This is a genomic window from Geminicoccus sp. (assembly GCF_036263595.1).
Lineage (GTDB): Bacteria > Pseudomonadota > Alphaproteobacteria > Geminicoccales > Geminicoccaceae > Geminicoccus.
In genome coordinates this window covers 15,552-33,396 of the sequence record NZ_DATAGQ010000130.1, presented here as the reverse complement: position 1 = coordinate 33,396, position 17,845 = coordinate 15,552, and the positions used below count along the sequence as shown (strand labels likewise).

At 66.0% G+C, this 17,845-nt stretch carries 18 protein-coding genes; 5 read left to right on the top strand and 13 right to left on the bottom strand.

Annotated features, from left to right (window positions below; translation table 11 throughout):
* A partial coding sequence (locus VHL31_RS12490; RefSeq protein ID WP_329661546.1) for a glucose 1-dehydrogenase occupies window positions 1-746 on the bottom strand: 746 nt, incomplete at its 3' end.
* 107 nt (window positions 747-853) lie between these two features.
* Between VHL31_RS12490 and arfB the strand changes: the two genes are divergently transcribed.
* Window positions 854-1,276, top strand: a complete 423-nt coding sequence (gene arfB / locus VHL31_RS12485; RefSeq protein ID WP_329661545.1) for an alternative ribosome rescue aminoacyl-tRNA hydrolase ArfB — start codon at window positions 854-856, stop codon at window positions 1,274-1,276.
* 30 nt (window positions 1,277-1,306) lie between these two features.
* Window positions 1,307-2,011 carry an aspartate/glutamate racemase family protein gene (locus VHL31_RS12480; RefSeq protein WP_329661544.1) on the top strand — a complete coding sequence of 235 codons (705 nt, stop codon included), beginning with the start codon at window positions 1,307-1,309 and terminating at the stop codon, window positions 2,009-2,011.
* A gap of 305 nt (window positions 2,012-2,316) precedes the next feature.
* Here the strand turns inward: VHL31_RS12480 and VHL31_RS12475 are convergent, their stop codons facing one another.
* From VHL31_RS12475 to VHL31_RS12450, 6 genes are all read right to left on the bottom strand, one after another.
* The gene (locus VHL31_RS12475; protein ID WP_329661543.1) at window positions 2,317-3,738 is read right to left on the bottom strand and encodes an NAD(P)(+) transhydrogenase (Re/Si-specific) subunit beta; all 1,422 of its coding nucleotides are present in this window, start codon (window positions 3,736-3,738) and stop codon (window positions 2,317-2,319) included.
* Window positions 3,739-3,748: 10 nt separating this feature from the next.
* Window positions 3,749-4,036 (bottom strand): proton-translocating transhydrogenase family protein, encoded by a 288-nt coding sequence (locus tag VHL31_RS12470; protein WP_329661542.1) that lies wholly within the window; start codon window positions 4,034-4,036, stop codon window positions 3,749-3,751.
* 20 nt (window positions 4,037-4,056) lie between these two features.
* Window positions 4,057-5,181, bottom strand: coding sequence for a Re/Si-specific NAD(P)(+) transhydrogenase subunit alpha (locus tag VHL31_RS12465; protein ID WP_329661541.1), 1,125 nt, complete (start codon window positions 5,179-5,181; stop codon window positions 4,057-4,059).
* Between the two features lie 161 nt (window positions 5,182-5,342).
* Entirely contained in the window at window positions 5,343-5,660 is a 318-nt protein-coding gene (locus tag VHL31_RS12460; protein ID WP_329661540.1) for a cupin domain-containing protein, read from the bottom strand.
* 13 nt (window positions 5,661-5,673) lie between these two features.
* Window positions 5,674-7,074, bottom strand: a complete 1,401-nt coding sequence (locus VHL31_RS12455) for a M20/M25/M40 family metallo-hydrolase (protein WP_329661539.1) — start codon at window positions 7,072-7,074, stop codon at window positions 5,674-5,676.
* Window positions 7,075-7,855: 781 nt separating this feature from the next.
* The gene (locus VHL31_RS12450) at window positions 7,856-8,806 is read right to left on the bottom strand and encodes an aminotransferase class IV (RefSeq protein WP_329661538.1); all 951 of its coding nucleotides are present in this window, start codon (window positions 8,804-8,806) and stop codon (window positions 7,856-7,858) included.
* Window positions 8,807-8,978: 172 nt separating this feature from the next.
* Between VHL31_RS12450 and VHL31_RS12445 the strand changes: the two genes are divergently transcribed.
* Together VHL31_RS12445 and VHL31_RS12440 are read left to right on the top strand one after the other, a co-directional pair.
* The gene (locus VHL31_RS12445) at window positions 8,979-9,335 is read left to right on the top strand and encodes a DUF6152 family protein (protein ID WP_329661537.1); all 357 of its coding nucleotides are present in this window, start codon (window positions 8,979-8,981) and stop codon (window positions 9,333-9,335) included.
* Window positions 9,335-9,829, top strand: coding sequence for a hypothetical protein (locus tag VHL31_RS12440; RefSeq protein WP_329661536.1), 495 nt, complete (start codon window positions 9,335-9,337; stop codon window positions 9,827-9,829). The genes VHL31_RS12445 and VHL31_RS12440 overlap by 1 nt, the downstream gene beginning before the upstream one ends.
* Before the next feature lie 8 nt (window positions 9,830-9,837).
* Here VHL31_RS12440 and VHL31_RS12435 read toward each other — a convergent pair whose 3' ends face one another.
* The 5 genes from VHL31_RS12435 to VHL31_RS12415 are packed head-to-tail and all read right to left on the bottom strand — an operon-like array spanning window position 9,838 to window position 15,597.
* A complete protein-coding gene (locus tag VHL31_RS12435; protein ID WP_329661535.1) occupies window positions 9,838-10,869 on the bottom strand; it encodes a sn-glycerol-3-phosphate ABC transporter ATP-binding protein UgpC in 1,032 nt (343 codons plus the stop codon).
* Window positions 10,869-12,530: an alpha-glucosidase gene (locus VHL31_RS12430; RefSeq protein ID WP_329661534.1), complete on the bottom strand. Its 1,662-nt coding sequence runs from the start codon at window positions 12,528-12,530 to the stop codon at window positions 10,869-10,871. The genes VHL31_RS12435 and VHL31_RS12430 overlap by 1 nt, the downstream gene beginning before the upstream one ends.
* Before the next feature lie 2 nt (window positions 12,531-12,532).
* Window positions 12,533-13,369 carry a carbohydrate ABC transporter permease gene (locus VHL31_RS12425; protein WP_329661533.1) on the bottom strand — a complete coding sequence of 279 codons (837 nt, stop codon included), beginning with the start codon at window positions 13,367-13,369 and terminating at the stop codon, window positions 12,533-12,535.
* Complete coding sequence (locus tag VHL31_RS12420) at window positions 13,366-14,268, bottom strand: sugar ABC transporter permease (protein WP_329661532.1); 903 nt, start codon at window positions 14,266-14,268, stop codon at window positions 13,366-13,368. The genes VHL31_RS12425 and VHL31_RS12420 overlap by 4 nt, the downstream gene beginning before the upstream one ends.
* Before the next feature lie 60 nt (window positions 14,269-14,328).
* Entirely contained in the window at window positions 14,329-15,597 is a 1,269-nt protein-coding gene (locus VHL31_RS12415; RefSeq protein ID WP_414653712.1) for an ABC transporter substrate-binding protein, read from the bottom strand.
* 106 nt (window positions 15,598-15,703) lie between these two features.
* Between VHL31_RS12415 and VHL31_RS12410 the strand changes: the two genes are divergently transcribed.
* On the top strand, window positions 15,704-17,188 hold the full coding sequence (locus VHL31_RS12410; protein WP_329661530.1) for an alkaline phosphatase family protein: 1,485 nt from the start codon (window positions 15,704-15,706) through the stop codon (window positions 17,186-17,188).
* Here the strand turns inward: VHL31_RS12410 and nth are convergent.
* On the bottom strand, window positions 17,122-17,829 hold the full coding sequence (nth, locus tag VHL31_RS12405) for an endonuclease III (RefSeq protein ID WP_329661529.1): 708 nt from the start codon (window positions 17,827-17,829) through the stop codon (window positions 17,122-17,124). The two genes, VHL31_RS12410 and nth, sit on opposite strands and share 67 nt — an antisense overlap.
* Window positions 17,830-17,845 lie beyond the last annotated feature (16 nt).

Here is a 17,845-nt window from a genome sequence, read left to right as displayed (position 1 = left end):
CACTGGGCGGTGTTGCCGCCATCCACGGGCAGGCAGGCGCCGGTGATGAAGCTGGCGTCGTCCGACGCCAGGAACGCCACGACCCTCGCGATCTCGACGGGTTGGCCGACGCGGCCAAGTGGCAAGGCGTCGCCCATTTTGGCGAGCTCGGCTGCTCGGTCGCCGCCGGTCATGGCGCCGTCCAGCATGGTCGTGTCGGTGTCGCCAGGACAGACCGCGTTCACCCGGATCCCCTCGCGCGCATGGTCGATCGCCATCGACCGGGTGATCTGCACGACGGCCCCCTTGCTGGCGCCATAGGCCAGGGCATTGACGGCACCCACCAGTCCCCAGTCGGACGCGATGTTGATGATCGAGCCACTGCCCTGCCGGCGCATGACCGGCAGCACTTCCCGGCTCAGCCGGAACAGGGAGGTGACGTTGGTGGTCATGATCCGCTCCCACTGCTCGTCCGTGCACTGGTCGGCGTTGCCGCGCATCACGATCCCGGCATTGTTCACGAGGATGTCGAGGCGGCCATAGGTCTCCATGGCGGCATCGACCAGCAGCTTCGGTGCCACGCGAGCGGTGACATCGGCGGGAACGAAGCGCGCATTCCCAAGCTCCGATTCGAGCCGTCTCCCGGCCTCCTCGTTGCGCCCCGTGACGAGCAGCCTCGCGCCGCGCTCGTGCAGGACCCGAGCGATGGCCTGGCCGATCCCGGCGGTAGCACCGGTGACGAGCGCGATCTTTCCCGAAAGAGACATGTGGTGCTTCCAGCCGATTGCGTTGCCGCGCGATATCGGAGGGCGCGGCACCAATGGTCAACGCGGATGATTTGGAGCAAACATCCGCCAGCGCCTTGGAAAGCCCGATGATTCCCGTCACTGCCTCGATCCGGCTGGACCCACGCGAACTCGACGAGAACTTCGTGCGCGCATCGGGGCCTGGCGGCCAGAACGTCAACAAGCTGTCGACGGCCGTGCAATTGCGCTTCGACGTCCTCAACTCGCCCTCCCTTCCCGAGGATGTCCGCGAACGGCTCATCCGCCTTGCCGGCTCGCGGATGACGCAGGACGGCATCCTGATCATCCACGCCCAGAACTTCCGTACCCAGGAGCGCAACCGGGAGGATGCGGTGGCGCGGCTGGTGGCGCTGATCCAGGCAGCCGCGATCCGGCCGAAGACCCGCCGCGCAACCAGGCCCACCAAGGGCTCGAAGGAACGGCGCCTGGCCACAAAGTCGCAGCGCTCGGGCGTGAAGGCGATGCGGCGCCAGCCGGCGGGCCACGACTGAGCAAGGTGTCCGACCATGGAGGATATCGAGATGGCCGAGGCCAGGACGGTCAGCCGGATATGGTACCAGAGCTTCGTCGATCCGCAGGCGCAGGCACCCTACATCACGCGCCTGCAGGCGATGCTGGACCATGTGGCTGCACCGGGTACGCGGTTCGAGGTGCATGGGCTCACGCCGCCCGACCGCTTCTTCGGCCCGCTCACCGAGTTCCGCTGCGCCATCCAGACCGTGCGCCACGCGATCGATGCCGAACGGAACGGCTACGACGCCTTCGTGATCGGCCACTTTCAGGAGCCGGGCCTGCTCGAATGCCGGACCACGCTCGATGTGCCGGTCATCGGCCTGGGCGAGGCCGCGCTGCTGACCGCCTGCACGCTCGGCCGAAAGATCGGCCTGGTGACGATCGACCCCGTCTTCATTCCCTGGCACGAGGATCAGGTCGTCCGGCATGGCCTGGAGCGCCGCATCGCCGGCGTGCGCGCGATACGGGCGGACCTCGACCTGTTCATGCGCGCCTTCGAGAACGAGGACGCCTATAGGAAGGTCCGCACTCAGTTCGAGGAGCAGGTCCGACCGCTCGTCGCTGATGGCGCGGAGGTGATCCTGCCCGCGGGCGGCCGCCGATGCTGCTGTTCGCGCGCGAGCGAGGCTTTGCGGTCGACGGGGCGCCGGTGCTCAACGGCATCGCCGCCGTTGCCAAGGCAGCCGAAGCCGCACTGGGCCTCCAACGCCTGACGGGCACGACGGTGAGCCGCGCCGGCGTCTACCGGAAGACTCCGGCAGCCGCGTTGGAAGAGTTCATGGGGCGGGAATGGTAAGGCCGATCCGGCCTGGTTCCCCAGAAGCTTGGCCACCCGTTCACCGCATGGATTCATGAAGGCGACCCGACCGAAGGCACGGCCGCCCTGCATGTCCCTCAGCGCGCGCTACCGACGTCGGCCAGGAGCTTCGGGTAGGACAGGTTCGCTTGACGAGGACCGTGCGCATCGCAAAGCGGATGTACTGCAGATGCAGCACATCCGCCTGGAAGCACGAGGACCTCAGTGGCCTCCGCCGGACATCGACTTCACGATGGTCTCGGTCATCTTCTTCGCGTCCCCGAACAGCATCATCGTGTTGTCCTGGAAGAACAGCGTGTTGTCGATGCCGGCATAGCCTGCCGCCATCGAGCGCTTCACGAAGAACACGGCCTTGGCCCTGTCCACATCCAGCACCGGCATGCCGTAGATTGGCGAAGTCTTGTCGGTCTTGGCGGCAGGGTTCGTGATGTCGTTGGCGCCGATGACATAGGCGACGTCGGTCTGGCCGAACTCGCTGTTGATGTCCTCCATCTCGAACACGACATCGTAGGGAATGTTCGCCTCGGCGAGCAGCACGTTCATGTGGCCGGGCATGCGGCCCGCCACCGGGTGGATCGCGAACTTGACCTCCACGCCCTCCTTGGTGAGCGCGTCGTACAGCTCGCGGACCGAATGCTGCGCCTGGGCCACCGCCATGCCGTAGCCTGGCACGATGATCACCTTCTGCGCGTTCTGCATCATGAAGGCGGCGTCCTCGGCCGAGCCGGCCTTCACCGGCTTCTGTTCCGCACCACCGGCAGCGGCAGCCCCGCCCGTTTCGCCGAACCCACCCAGGATCACGGAGATGAACGAGCGGTTCATCGCCTTGCACATGATGTAGCTGAGGATCGCACCCGAGCTGCCGACGAGCGCGCCTGTGATGATCAGCGCCTGGTTGTTCAGGGTGAAGCCGATGCCGGCCGCAGCCCAGCCGGAGTAGCTGTTCAGCATGGACACGACGACCGGCATGTCCGCACCGCCGATCGGGATGATCAGCAGGACGCCGATCAGCAGGGAGAACAGGATCAGCAGCACGAACGCCGTCGTGCTCTGGGCCATGATCAGCCAGATCAGGAGGAGCAGGATCAGGATGCCGATGCCGATATTGATGGCATGGCGGGCCGGCAGCATGATCGGGGCTGAACCCATCAGCGCCTGCAGCTTGGCGAACGCGATGATCGAGCCGGTAAAGGTCACGGCACCGACCACCGCACCCAGGCCCATCTCGACCAGGGACAGGCCCTTGATCGAATCGACGGTACCGGGGACCAGGATGTGGAAGGCGTGCGGGCTGGCGAAGGCACCGGCCGCCACGAACACCGCGGCCAAGCCCACCAGCGAGTGGAAGGCCGCGACCAGCTGCGGCATCGCGGTCATCTCGACCTTGCGCGCCGTGTAGTAGCCGGCTCCGCCGCCGATCGCGAGGGCGACGGCGATCAGGAGGTAGGTGAGGAAGGAGGGCTCGGACAGCGACAGGAGCGTGATGACGACGGCGATCGTCATGCCGATCATGCCGGCGCGCAGGCCGCGTTGGGAGGTGGCCGGCGAGGACAGGCCGCGCAGGCTGACGATGAAGCAGATGGCGGCGATCAGGTAGCCGACGGCGGCGAGGTTGGAATTCATGGCCGTTTCCTCAACCGCGCTTCTTGAACATGGCGAGCATGCGGTGCGTGACCGCAAACCCGCCGAAGATGTTCACGGCCGCCAGGACGACCGCGATCAGGCCGAAGATCATGGCCACGGTGCTGCCGGAGCCGCTGGCCACCAGCGCGCCCACGATGATCACCGAGCTGATCGCGTTGGTGACCGCCATGAGCGGCGTGTGCAGGGCCGGCGTGACGGACCATACGACGTAGTAGCCGACGAAGATCGCCAGCACGAAGATGATCAGGTTGAAGACGCTGTGGTCGATCAGTTCCATGGCTTGTCTCTCCGGCGTCTTCAGGCGGACTTGAACGCGTCGTGGACGACAGCACCGGTGGCGTCGGTGAGCTGGGTGCCCTTGATCAGCTCGTCCTCGCGGTTCACGACCAGCCCCTTCGTCTCCTTGTCGACCAGGAGGGTCACGAAGTTCAGGAGGTTGCGCGCGTAGAGCAGCGAGGCGGCCGGAGCCAGCCGCGAGGCGACGTTCGGGTTGCCCACGATCTTCACGCCGTTCTTCACGACGACCTCGCCGACCGCCGAGCCTTCCACGTTGCCGCCCGTCTCGACCGCCAGGTCCAGGATCACCGAGCCCGGCTTCATCGACGCCACCATCGCCTCGGTCACCAGCACCGGCGCCTTGCGGCCAGGGATCAGCGCCGTGGTGATCACGATGTCCTGGTTCTTGATGTGATCGGCGACGACTTCTTTTTGTTTGGCCTGCTCTTCGGGCGTCAGCGCGCGGGCATAACCGCCTGCGGTGGCGGCACCCTCCGGAATGAATCCCACGAATTTCGCGCCCAGCGAGGCGATCTCTTCCTTGGCCGCCGGGCGGACATCGGTGGCCGTGACGACCGCACCCATGCGCCGGGCCGTGGCAATGGCCTGCAATCCCGCGACGCCAGCACCCATCACGAAGACCTTGGCGGCGGTCACCGTGCCGGCGGCCGTCATCATCATCGGCATGACGCGGGTATAGTGCTCGAGCGCGTCGAGCACCGACTTGTAGCCGGCGAGGTTGGCCTGGCTGGACAGCACGTCCATGGCCTGCCCGCGGGTCGTGCGCGGCAGCAGTTCCAGCGCGAAGGCGACCGCCTTCCTGCCGGCATAGGCCTGGACCTGGTCCTTGTTCATGTAGGGGTCGAGCTGGCCCACCAGGACCTGGCCTTCCCGGAGCAGCGCCATCTCGCTCTCGTCCGGCCGCTTCACCTTGAAGACGATGTCGGCGGCGAACACGGCCGCGGGATCGGGCACGATCTCCGCTCCGGCATCGACGTAGAGCTGATCCGCGATGTCGCACGATGCGCCGGCACCGGCCTCCACCAGGACGTCGACGCCCAGCGCCTTCAGCTTCTTGACCGTTTCCGGCGTAGCCGCGACGCGACGCTCATGCGCCGCACGCTCCTTCGGCACCCCGATCTTCATGAGACGCTCTTCCCCGATGCCGACCATGGCGAGGATGCTGGTCTTGCCGCACCCTGGCACCGCGCCTTAGGGAAGATGAACAGATCCGACAAGGGCTTGCACGCAGGACAGGTCGTTTCCTGCCCGAGTGCGGCCTGCAGCCTCAGCGCCAGAAGACCTGCTCAGCCCGCCGAGATCGCTTCCGGCCGCTTGATCTCGATCTCCACGAAAGCGATCGGGTGGTCCGAGCCGTTCATGACGTCATGCTTGATGCCAGCGGGCCGCTGGTAGGTCTGGCCATGCTCCAGCGGCACGTCGGTGACCTTGCTGCCGTCGTCGATGCGGAGAGTGCCGGCAGCCAGCATGATCACGAAATAGGGCCAGCCATGCTCATGCCAGCCGGTCACCGCCCCAGGCAGGAAGTCCCAGCGAGTGATCCGGACGTCCTGATCGTCCCGCTGGACGGTCGGGACCGCAGGGATGTCGCACCTGAACGCCATGTCGTGCTCCCTCTCAGGCCCGTACGCCGGCAAGCGCCGCCAGCATGGCCGCGTGGGTCTCCACGCCGCGCCGCAGGCAGACCAGGTCGAACTTCTCGTTCGGGCTGTGCACGCGGTCATCGTCCAGGCCGAAGCCGACCAGCAGCGTCTCCATGCCCAGGATCTTCTGGAAGCTGCCGACGACGGGAATGGAGCCGCCGCAGCCCATCAGGACCGGCTCCTTGCCGAACACCTGCCGGATCCCGGCCCGCGCCGCCTCGATCCAGGGGCCCTCGGTCTGCACGGTGATGCCGGGCGAGGAGCCGAAATCCTGATGGGTCATCCGGCAGTCCGGCGGCAGCCGATCCCGGACGAACTTCAGGATGGCCGGGGCGATCTGGTCCCAGTGCTGTCCCGGCACCAGCCGCGCGCTGATCTTCGCAGACGCCTTCGCCGGAATGACCGTCTTGGCACCGTCGCCGGTATATCCGCCCCAGATCCCGTTGATGTCGAGCGTGGGCCTGGTCCAGTTCCGCTCCAGGAAGGAGCGGCCCCTCTCGCCGTGCGGCCCCTTCAGGCCGACGCCGCCGAGGAACTGCTCCTCCGTGATCGGGAAAGCTTTCCAGGATTCCGTCACGGCCTCCGACGGCTCCAGGATGCCGTCATAGAACCCGGGAATGGTGACCCGCCCGTCGGCATCGGTCATCTCCGCCAGGATCCGGACCAGGAGATTGTTCGGGTTGACCGCGACGCCACCGAACATGCCTGAATGGAGGTCCATCTCCGGGCCGTGCACGGTGACCTCGACATAGGCCAGGCCACGCAGCGAGGTGGTGATCGCCGGCGTCTGCGGATCGACCATCCCGGTATCCGAGACGACGCAGACATCCGCCTGCAGTTCGGCCTTGTTGGCATGCATGAAGGGCTCGAGCGACGGCGACGACCCCTCCTCCTCGCCCTCGATGAACACCGTCACGCGGCAAGGCAGGGTGCCGTGCACCTTCAGCCAGGCCCGGAACGCCTCGACGAAGGTCATGACCTGGCCCTTGTCGTCGACGGCACCGCGGGCGACGATCCTGGGCCCATGGGCGCCCTGGACGACCGTGGGTTCGAAGGGCGGCGTGTCCCACAGCTCGATCGGATCGACCGGCTGGACGTCGTAATGCCCGTAATAGAGCAGATGAGGCGCGTCGTCGCCGGGGCCTGGATGATGGGCCACGACCATCGGCATGCCGCCGGTCGGCCGCACCGCCGCTTCGAAGCCAATGCTCGACAGCTCGTTGGCCAGCCAGGCGGCGCATTCCCTGGTCGGGCCGTGATAGGCCTGGGCGGTGCCGATCGACGGGAACCTCAGGAATGCCTTCAGGCGCTCCACCGTGTCCGGAAATTGCCGATCGGTCTCGGCGAGAACGGGAGCAAGCTCGAACCTCGTCACGGGGACACCTTCATGAGCCATGGGCAGTCCCTGTATCAGCCGTGATCAGGTGCGGCCAGACTCCAGGCGAGAAACCGCCTGGAGTCTGGCCGCAGCGAGCCGTGGTTCATCGCTGCCGCGATGGACGGCACCGTTGCTCCGCGGAAAGAACAACGCCACCCGATAAGTGCCATCTTCCGATGCGGATCCAGTCGTCAGCCTGCACGACCTGGATCACGGCCGCGTTTCTTGCACGGCCAGGACAGCAATGTGGATTTCCAGGAAAAGCTAGAAATACCTGACCGATTTCTGCGGCTTGCCATTGATTCCCCATCCATGGCCATGCCATTGTATCCGGGCCGACGTGATCACATTCAGATCGCAAGGTGTTATTGACGTACGGCCGTCGGGCGGCAGGCTGGATTTGAAGCTGGCTCTTCAATTCTTTCTTGCCATCGGACAGAGATACGGGCCGCATCGGAGTGATGAACGTATCCTTTGATCTTTCCCGGCGATTTTCATTATTGATCGGGGAGGTGGATGGCGTTCTGCTTTGCGCGGCGAGGTCATTATTCATTTTGTGAAACTTTTGAACTTTCGAGGCAGATCTTCGTATCTGCCGCTCTATATTGAGAAGAATCCAAGGCGGTCGTGGCGGTCCACAGCTCGTGGACCGACTCGTGCCGCAACAAGTCGGAACGGCCAGGTGAAAGCCTGGCCGTTCTTTTTGTCGTTCTCCGCCAGTCGATGGCTTTTGTGAGTTTTCTGGTTCTCACAGCCGAAGCTGGTTCGCCATCCTCGCCTAGAAGGGGCGCGATGCTTCGCCCGGGTCGAACTGGCGGCGGTGCTGGTCGACATAGTCGAAGTCGACGAGCCGACAATAGGCGTCGGCCAGCCGCTTGGTGACCGGCCCCCAGACCTGCCCGCCGCTGCCGACCACGACTCCGTTGATCCTGCTCGCCGGGCAGATGCACAGCGACGTCGAGGTGATGAAGATCTCCTCGGCATTATAGGCGTCGTAGAGGTCGATATCGGCCTCGCGTACCTCCAGACCTTCCTGCTCCGCCAGGTCGATCGCGGTCTGCCGGGACACGCCGGGCAGCACGTACTTCTCCTTGGGCGTCAGGATCACGCCGTCCTTGACCACGAAGATGTTGGAGCCCAGCCCTTCCGCCAGATTCCCGTTCACGTCCAGCAGGATCGCCCAGGCCGACGGGTCCATCGCGTGGACCTCCTGGCTGGCGACGATCAGGTTGAGGTAGTTGTGCGACTTGATCCGCGGGCTCAGCGCGTCCGGCGGCACCCGGCGGTGCGAGGGGACCACGATCTTGATGCCGTCGATGAACAGGCTGGCCCGCTGACGGAACGGCAGGGGCATGCACTCGATGATGAGGTTCGGCCCGTGCCTGTCCAGCCCGTCGCCATCGACCTGGCGCACGCCCCGACTGATGCGCTGGGCCAGCCAATAGTCGTCGTCGGGGCCTAGCAAATGGCGGTTGCGCTCGAACAGGTCCTCGCTGATCCGGCACATCTCCTGCGGCTCCATGGCCGGGTCGATCCGCATGTACTTCATGGAGCGGTACAACCGGTCGACATGCTCTTTCACCTTGAACAGGCGATGCCCGAACGATCGGGTCATGTCGAAGCAGCCGTCGCCATAGATCCAGCTGGAATCCCGGAACGGCACCCGGACCTCGCGCTCGGGCATGATCTCGCCATTGAACCAGGCGACCCGTTCGTTCTGCCGTTCCATTGCGTTGCTCCGAGCGTCCTTGCGCTCGCTCGAATCTAGGCGGGAGGCCGAAGCCGCGCCAGTGTGACCGCCCGGGAGAACGCGTGTGGATTCCAGCCTCGCCCGCGCTTGCCGACAGGATACCGGCCGCACAGTTTGTCCGTCATCGCCCCCGTATGTCAGGGACAAGACCATGGTTCGGCCGTTCGCCACCGCGACCGTCATTCTTGCCGCCACCAACCTTGCCGGCCCCGTAGCCGCGCATCACGGCTGGTCCAGCTACGATGCCGCCACCGTGCTGACCGTCGAGGCACCGATCGAGACGGCCAGCTACGCCTATCCCCATGGCGAGATCACGATCGTCAGCGAAGGAAAGACCTGGCGCTGCGTGCTCGCACCACCGTCACGCATGGACAGGCGCGGCCTTGCCCAGGAGATGCTGGCGACCGGCACCGTGGTGACGGTCGTAGGCTATCCGAGCCGGGTCGACGAGAGCGAGATGCGGGTCGAACGGATCACCGTGGACGGCCAGACCATCGAATTGCGCTGATGGAACACGGATTGGCCGGGGATCCGGGCTGGGCGGGCGTACTGGAAGCATCCGCCCTCGGCATGATGATGCGCGAGTCCCTGTTCCTCTACCCGCTGGCCAACCTCGTCCACCTGCTGGGCCTGAGCCTCCTCATTGCGCCGATCGGCCTGCTGGACCTGCGGCTCCTGGGCTTTGGGCGTGTCGTGTCCGTGCCTGACGCCAGCCGGCTGCTCACCCCTTGGACCGCGGCAGGCCTCTTCCTGCTGATCGCCAGCGGGCTGATGCTGTTTTCCGCGGATGCAGGCCCGCTGGTGGCGACCGATGTTTTCCAGCTGAAGATGCTGCTCCTGGCGCTCAACCTTGCGAACGTGGCCGTCTTCCGGTTCCTCTGGCGCGGCCATCTTCAGGACTGGGACAGGCGGCCGCCACTGATCGGACGCCTGCAAGCCGTGCTGTCCCTGGCCGGCTGGCTCCTGATCGGCTCGCTCGGCCGCCTGATCGCCTATGGCTGAGGCCAAGCTCAGCCGAAGCCGTCACGCCTCAGGCACTGGCCGTTTCGGTCGAAGAAATAGCAGGCGGCCGAGGGCAGGCCGACGGTAGCGATGCTGTCGGGCAGAAGGCCCACCATGCCGGTATGCTTCACCACCAGCGGCTCCTCCAGGCCCAGGTCGAGATAGACCCAGTTCTCCGCACCAAGCCGCTCGACCGTCAGCACCTTCCCCTCGACGATCGCGTCACCCCCGCCGCCCAGCAGCAGATGCTCCGGGCGGACTCCGATCTCGGTCACGTCGGCCGGGATATGGAAGCCCTTGGGCAGGCTCACCGGCAGGAAGTTCATCTTCGGCGAGCCGATGAAGCCCGCGACGAAGCGGTTGGCGGGGTGCTGGTAGAGGTCGAGCGGGCTGCCCACCTGGCGCACCTCGCCGGCTTCCAGCACCACGATCCGGTCGGCCAGCGTCATCGCCTCGACCTGATCATGGGTGACGTAGATCATGGTGGCATCGAGCTGGCGGTGCAGCTTCGCGATCTCGATCCGCATCTGGACGCGCAGCGCGGCATCCAGGTTGGAAAGCGGCTCGTCGAACAGGAACACCTTCGGGTCGCGCGTGATCGCCCGGCCGATGGCGACCCGCTGGCGCTGGCCACCAGACAGCTCCTTGGGCTTGCGCTGCAAGAGCTGGTCGAGCTGCAGGATGCGAGCCGCATTCGCCACCCGCCGCTCGGCCTCGGCCCGGCCCGTCTTGGCCAGCTTCAGGCCGAACATCATGTTTTCCTGCACGGTCATGTGCGGGTAGAGCGCGTAGGACTGGAAGACCATGGCAATGCCGCGCTCGGGCGGGGTCATCTCGTTCACGACCTTGCCGTCGAAGCGGATCTCCCCGCCGGACACGTCCTCCAGGCCGGCCACCAGCCGCAACAGGGTCGATTTCCCACATCCCGAAGGGCCGACGAAGACCACGAACTCGCGATCCTCCAGATGGAGATCGACCCCCCGGATCGTTTCGACGGAGCCGAAGCGCTTGCTCACATTCGCCAGTTCGATCGTGGCCATCAGACCCCCCTCGCCCGCAGGATCGCAAAGCCATGTCCACCCAACCGGATCGTGTCGCCGGTCGGCTGATCGGGCTGGCAGGGACAACCGGAATCCTCGACGGCGTAGGGCAGTCGCAGGTCGACCGGTTCGGCCGCCAGGTTGAACAGGGTCAGGAGCCGGGTGCCGCCTTCAGTCCGTTCCAGCGCCACGACGTCGTCATGGCCGACGTCCAGGAAATGCTTGCTGCCGGTGACCAGGGCGGGCTGCGTCCTGCGCCAGTGCAGGAACGCCCTGGTGTGGTTGAGCACCGAGCCAGGATCGGCCGCCTGCCGGTCGACGGCCCGCTCCAGATGGCTCGCCGGCAGCGGCAGCCATGGCCGGCTCTCGGTGAAGCCACCAGTCGGGCCGTCACCTCGCCAGGGCATCGGCGTGCGGCAGCCGTCGCGGCCCTTGAAGGCCGGCCAGAAGGTGATCCCGAACGGGTCGTGCAGATCCTCGAACGCCAGGTCCGCCTCTTCCAGGCCCAGTTCGTCGCCCTGGTACAGGCAGACGGTACCGCGCAGGCAGCACAGCATGACCGGGATCAACCGGCGCAACGCTTCGGTCGGCGGCTGGCCACGGGCGAAGCGGGTGACGGCGCGGACCACGTCGTGGTTCGACAGGGACCAGCACATCCAGCCCCCGCCGATCGCGTTCTCGGCGCGCTCCAGGATCTCGCGGATGACGCGGGCCGTCGGGTTGGGCTGAAGGATGTCGAAGGTGTAGGCGATATCCAGGCCACCGCCGGCGGAATGCTCGGCGGCGCGCTGCAGGCCGATGTCCGACCCCAGTTCGCCCAGCAGCATGCGGGCATGGTACTCGTCGGTAAGCTGCCAGAGCGGCTTCAGCACGCGGTCGGAAAGCTCGGGCCGGGCCTTGTTGTAGAGCTGGACCTGCATCGAGAACGGCGTGGCCGGCGGCCCGCCCAAATGGAGCAGCCCCTGCGGGCGGGGCGGGTTGTCGCGCAGATGTCGATCATGGATCGCGACGTCGATCGCATCCAGCCGGAAGCCGTCGACGCCCCGATCGAGCCAGAAGCGGGCGACGTCCAGCACGGCGGCCAGCACCTCGTCGCTCCACAGGTTCAGCTGCGGCTGCTCGACCAGGAAGTTGTGGAGATAGTACTGCCGCCGGCGCGGATCCCAGGTCCAGGCCGACCCGCCGAAATGCGAGAGCCAGTTGTTGGGGGGCGAGCCGTCCGGCCTTGCGTCCGCCCAGACATACCAGTCCGCCTTCGGATCGTCCCTGGATGCCCGGCTTTCGGCGAACCAGGGATGGCGGTCGCTCGTGTGGCTGAACACGAGGTCGATGAGGAGCTTCAGGCCCAGCGCATGCGCCTTCTCCCGCACCCGGTCGAAGTCCGACATCGTGCCGAACAGCGGGTCGACATCGCAATAGTCGGCGACGTCGTAGCCGTAGTCCTTCATGGGCGAGCGCATGAAGGGCGAGATCCACACGGCATCGGCACCAAGCTCGGCGACATGATCCAGGCGCCGCTCGATTCCCGGCAGGTCCCCCACCCCGTCGCCGTTCGTGTCCAGGAAGCTGCGCGGATAGATCTGGTAGATGACCGCACCCTGCCACCAGCGGTCCTCGCGCGTGCCGACCTTGGGCGTTTCGTGGGTGGTCGCCTCGAACATGGTCAGCCCTTCACGGCACCGGCCGTCAGGCCGGACACGATGCGGCGCTGGAAGAACAGCACCAGCACGATCAGTGGCAGCGTGACCACGACGCTTGCCGCCATGATATTGCCCCATGGCAGCTCATAGGCCGACGCGCCGGAGATCAGCGCGATCGCGACCGGGACCGTGCGCTGCTCGCCCGAGAGCGTGAAGGTCAGCGCGAAGAGGAACTCGTTCCAGGCAGCGATGAAGGCGAGCAGCCCGGTGGTGATCAGGGCCGGCGACAGGAGGGGCAGGAAGACCTTGGTGACGATGGTGAGCGGCTTGGCGCCATCCACGATCGCGGCTTCCTCCAGTTCCTTCGGCAGGGCGCGGATGAAGGTGGTCAGCACCCAGACGGTGAACGGCAGGGTAAAGATCATGTAGGACAGGATCAGGGCAGGCAGGCGGTTGTAGAGGCCCAGCCAGCGGATCAGCTCGAACATGCCGGAAAGCACGGCGACCTGGGGGAACATGGAGACGCCCAGGATGGTGAACAGCAGGATCGAGCGGCCCCGGAAGCGGATCCGGCCAAGCGCGAAGGCGGCGAGCAGGCCGAGGGCCAGGGAGAGCAGCACCACCGAGATCGCGACGATCAGCGAGTTCAGGATGTTGAGGTAGAAGGGCTGCTCGGTGAAGATGGCCCGGTAGTTGACGAGGTTCGGCGGCGGGAAGAAGTCGACCCGGAACATCTCCGAGCCCGGTTTCAACGAGCTGACGATCGCCCAGTAGAAGGGGAAGACCGCGTAGAGCACGATCACGGCCATCAGGAGGTAGAAACCGATCCGCCCCAGCAGGCGGCGGGTGGCGCGGCTCATGCACGGTCTCCCTCGCTGCTGCCGACCCTGGCCAGCGTCAGGTAGACGGTCGTGAAGATCGCGATCGTCAGGAACAGGAGCGTGGAGGCGGCCGAGCCGAAGCCCACATCCTGGAAGTCGACCAGCTGCTGGCGGGCATAGACCGACATCGACATGGTCGCCTGGTTGTTGCCCGTGAGCACGTAGATCGCGTCGAAGATCCGGAGCGCGTCGAGCAGCCGGAAGATCACGGCGACCAGCAGGGCCGGCATCAAAAGGGGCAGCGTGACCTTCCAGAACACCTCCACCGGATGCACGCCGTCGACCTTGGCCGCCTCGTAGCACTCCGAGGGGAGCATCTGCAGGCCGGCCAGGATCAGGAGCGCCATAAACGGCGTGGTCTTCCAGACGTCCACCATGATCACCGCCCAGAGCGCAGTGCTGGGGTTGGCGGTCCAGGCGATGCCCTGGTCGATGAAGCCCACAAGGATCAGAAGCTCGTTCAGGACGCCGAATACGTCGTTCATCATCCATGCCCACATCTGGGCCGAGACGATGGTCGGGATCGCCCAGGGGATCAGCACGGCGGTACGCAGAATGCCACGCCCGGGCATGTGCATGTTCAGGGCGAGCGCGATACCGAGGCCCAGGATCGTCTCGATCGATACCGAGACCACGGTGAAGAACAGAGTGTTCCTCACCGACTGCCACCAGTCCGGGTCGGTCAGCAGGTACTCGAAATTGGCCAGGCCGATGAACTCGGCCGCGGCCATGTCAGACAGGTTGGCGTCGGTGAACGAGAACCAGATGGTGCGCGCAAGTGGCCAGGCCGCCACGAGCAGGAGCACCACCAGCATGGGCGCCAGGAACATCCAGGCGGAGCGGGTGCGCGATCGGGTCAACCGGGAGGCGGTCGTCATCGCCCTGGTCCTTGTCGCACGGGTCGAAAAGGGGCGGGAGCGGGCACTCCCGCCTGCCTGTTACCAGCGGCCGCCGCGGCTCAGCCGGTCCAGCTTCTGCGCCAGGGCCGCAAGGGCGTCCGCCGGCTGGGCCTGCTTGCTCAGGACCTGGTGGGTCGTGTTGAAGAACTCGGCGCTGACCTGGTTGTATTTGCCCCCGGTGACACGGGAAGGCCGCGCCACCGCGTTGGTGAAGGTCTCGTAGAGCGCACCCATGAACGGCGCGGACTCAACTACATCTTCATCCTTGTACAGGGAAGCGATCGTCGGATTATAGGCTCCCTCGACGGCCCGCCGCTTCTGCTCGGTCGGCGACGTCAGGTAGCGGACCAGATCGACCGCCTCCTTCGGGTTCTCGGAATACTTGCTGACGGCCAGCTGCCAACCGCCCAGCGCGCCGGTCGACTTGCCCCCCTCACCGGCAGGCAGGGCGACGACGCCGATCTTGTCCTTGATCGGACTGTCTTCGGCCTGACCAAGGCTCCAGGCATAGGGCCAATTGCGCATGAACACGGCGTTGCCGGCCTGCCAGACACCGCGCGCTTCTTCCTCGGTGTAGTTCAGCACGCCTTCCGGTGCGATGGTGCCTACCGTCGATGCGGCCCAGGCCAGGGCGGCGACCGCTTGATCGTTGTCGATCGTGATCTTGCCGTCGGCATCGACGATCTGGCCGCCACCGAAGCTGTCGACCCATTCCAGCCCGTTGCAGGTCAAGCCCTCATAGGCTTTCGCCTGATACACATAGCCCCACATCTTGTCGTTGCCGGCCGCGCGCTCGGCGTCCTGGATCTTCTGGGCCGTTTGCGAGAGTTCGACCCAGGTCTTGGGCGGCTGGGCCCCATGCTTTTCCAAAAGGTCGGTCCGGTAGTAGAGCATGCCGGCGTCGGTGAACCAGGGCATGGCCACCAGCTGGCCATCGATCGTGTTGTTCTCGATGATCGGCTTGAAGTGGGCGCCGATCTCGTCGGCCGAGAAGTCGCCGGAGAGATCGAGGAAATGGTTTGCGAGCAGGCCCGGCCAGACCACGTCGATCTGGAAGACGTCCACGTCGCCGGACCCCGCCGCCAACAGCTGCTGGTAGAGGGCCAGGCGCTCGGTCGCCGAATTCGGCGTCGAGACGATCTCGACCTCGTTGCCGGTCTGTTTCGCCCAGGCCTGCGCGCCGTCCCGGCAGAACTCCAGTTCGGCACCCACCGCCCCACAGGAAATCGAGATCGTCACGGCGTTCGCCGCACCTGTGGACAGCAGTCCGACAGCCGCCGTCAGCATCGCCAACTTGAGCATCGTCATCGTCTCCCTGGCGTATAGTTTACAGGAAAACTGGTGTCGGACATGCCCGATTGTCCAGGGCGAACTGCAAGGGCACGATCGCGTCGCCATCCGGAGGGTGCCCCAAGTGAACGTGCTTTTCATCACCGCCGACCAGTGGCGCGGTGACTGTCTGTCGAAGGTCGGCCACCCCGCCGTGAAAACGCCCAGCCTCGACCGGCTGGCCGACGATGGCGTGTTGTTCGCCCGGCACTTCTCGAACATGACGCCTTGCGGTCCCTCGCGGGCTTCCCTCCACACCGGCATGTATGGCTTCAATCACCGTTCGATCCGCAACGGAACGCCGCTGGATGCCCGCCACACCACCCTGGCGCAGGAGCTGAGGAAAGCAGGGCTAGATCCGGTCCTGTTCGGCTATACCGACACGAGCATCGATCCGCGCGGCGTGGCCGCCACCGACCCGCGCCTGCTCAGCTACGAAGGCGTGGCGCCGGGCTACCGGCCGATCTGCCTGATGCTGGAAGCTGCAGCACCCTGGCTCGCCCATCTGCGCGGCCGGGGCTATGGCAACCTGCAGATCGAGGACGTCTATGCGGGCGAACTGGGTGCGCCTGCCATGTTCGGTGCCGAGGACAGCGAGACCGCCTTCCTCACCGACCAGGCGATCGCCTACCTGGACCGCCGCCGGCCGCACCCCTTCTTCCTGCACCTGTCCTACATCAAGCCGCACCCGCCCTTCGTCGCCGCAGCGCCGTGGAACGCGTCCGTCGACCCGCGCGACCTGCCGCCGCTCCTGCGTCAGCCGACCATCCAGCGCGAAGGCGAGTTGCATCCCTGGCTGGCCGCCCACCTGCAACGGCCGCTGGGCAGCTGGTTCAAGGAACATTTCGCCGGATCTGCCGATCTGGAAGGTTCGCGTCTCACCGCGCTACGCCAGGTCTATGGCGGCCTGATCGAGGAGGTGGACCACCATGTCGGGCGACTGGTCGATCATCTCGCGCGCACGGACCAGCTCGACGACACGCTGATCGTGTTCACGGCCGATCATGGAGAAATGGCCGGCGATCACTGGATGATCGGCAAGTCCGGCTTCTTTCCGCAGGCCTTCCACGTGCCGCTGATCATCCGTCATCCTCGTGGCGCCAGGGAACTGAGGGTCGAACGCTTCACTGAACATGTCGACCTGATGCCAACCTTCCTCGAAGCCGCCGGGCTGCCGGTCCTGCTCCAGTGTGACGGCCATGCGCTCACGCCGTTCCTCAAGGGGGAGCAACCCGGGCGCTGGCGCGACGCTGTCCACTACGAGCACGATGTCGGCGACCTCGAGACCGGCTGGCATCGCACGGCACTGGGCCTCGACGACCATGCCTGTGGCCTGGCGACGATCTTTGACGGCCACCATGCGCTCGTCCAGTTCTCGGGCCTTCCGCCGCTGCTGTTCGACCACGCCCGCGATCCTGCCTGGCTGTCTGATCTGTCGACCAATCCAAGCTACGCCCTGACCCGTGCAGACCTCGCCGGCAGCATGCTGTCCTGGCGGATGCGCTATGCCGACCGCAGGCTGTCGTCGGCGCTGCTGACGCCGTCCGGTCCGGTCGGGCGCTTCGAGTAGAGCGCCTTGTCGGGGAAGCGGCACCATCTCGCGATCGCACAGCGCCAGCATTCGGGGCGGCGCGCCTTGCAGACATAGCGGCCGTGCAGGATCAGCCAGTGGTGCGCCCCTCCGAGATACCGTTCGGGAACCACGGCCAGGAGGCCCTGCTCGACCTTGTCGACGGTCTTGCCAGGCGCCAGGCCCGTGCGATTGGCGACGCGGAAGATATGCGTGTCGACGGCGATCGTGCCCTCGCCGAACGCGACGTTCAGGACGACGTTCGCCGTCTTGCGTCCCACCCCCGGAAGCGCCTCCAGGGCCGCCCGGTCATGGGGCACCTCGCCGCCATGCCGCTCCAGCAGGATCTTCGAGAGCGCCACGACATTCTTCGCCTTGTTGCGCCAAAGGCCGAGGCTCCGGATGAACGAGCCGACCTGCTCCTCGCTCATCGCCGCCATGCTTGCCGCATCGGGAGCCGCGGCGAACAGGCCCCTGGTCGCCTTGTTGACGCCGACATCGGTCGACTGGGCCGAGAGCACCACCGAGACCAGGAGCGTGAACGGATCGGTATAGGCGAGTTCCGTCTTGGGCGCCGGATCTGCGTGCGCCAGGGCCGAGAAGATTGCTTCGACCTCGTCCGGGGCCATCTGCACGTCCATGCGCCATATCCGCCAA

Coding starts and splice junctions, on each gene's coding strand:
- VHL31_RS12475 (WP_329661543.1), bottom strand. CDS start 3,738: ATGAATTCCAACCTCGCCGCCGTCGGCTACCTGATCGCCGCCATCTGC.
- VHL31_RS12430 (WP_329661534.1), bottom strand. CDS start 12,530: ATGTTCGAGGCGACCACCCACGAAACGCCCAAGGTCGGCACGCGCGAG.
- VHL31_RS12470 (WP_329661542.1), bottom strand. CDS start 4,036: ATGGAACTGATCGACCACAGCGTCTTCAACCTGATCATCTTCGTGCTG.
- VHL31_RS12435 (WP_329661535.1), bottom strand. CDS start 10,869: ATGGCCACGATCGAACTGGCGAATGTGAGCAAGCGCTTCGGCTCCGTC.
- VHL31_RS12450 (WP_329661538.1), bottom strand. CDS start 8,806: ATGGAACGGCAGAACGAACGGGTCGCCTGGTTCAATGGCGAGATCATG.
- VHL31_RS12460 (WP_329661540.1), bottom strand. CDS start 5,660: ATGGCGTTCAGGTGCGACATCCCTGCGGTCCCGACCGTCCAGCGGGAC.
- VHL31_RS12465 (WP_329661541.1), bottom strand. CDS start 5,181: ATGAAGATCGGGGTGCCGAAGGAGCGTGCGGCGCATGAGCGTCGCGTC.
- VHL31_RS12425 (WP_329661533.1), bottom strand. CDS start 13,369: ATGAGCCGCGCCACCCGCCGCCTGCTGGGGCGGATCGGTTTCTACCTC.
- nth (WP_329661529.1), bottom strand. CDS start 17,829: ATGGACGTGCAGATGGCCCCGGACGAGGTCGAAGCAATCTTCTCGGCC.
- VHL31_RS12420 (WP_329661532.1), bottom strand. CDS start 14,268: ATGACGACCGCCTCCCGGTTGACCCGATCGCGCACCCGCTCCGCCTGG.
- VHL31_RS12445 (WP_329661537.1), top strand. CDS start 8,979: ATGGTTCGGCCGTTCGCCACCGCGACCGTCATTCTTGCCGCCACCAAC.
- VHL31_RS12415 (WP_414653712.1), bottom strand. CDS start 15,597: ATGACGATGCTCAAGTTGGCGATGCTGACGGCGGCTGTCGGACTGCTG.
- arfB (WP_329661545.1), top strand. CDS start 854: ATGATTCCCGTCACTGCCTCGATCCGGCTGGACCCACGCGAACTCGAC.
- VHL31_RS12440 (WP_329661536.1), top strand. CDS start 9,335: ATGGAACACGGATTGGCCGGGGATCCGGGCTGGGCGGGCGTACTGGAA.
- VHL31_RS12480 (WP_329661544.1), top strand. CDS start 1,307: ATGGCCGAGGCCAGGACGGTCAGCCGGATATGGTACCAGAGCTTCGTC.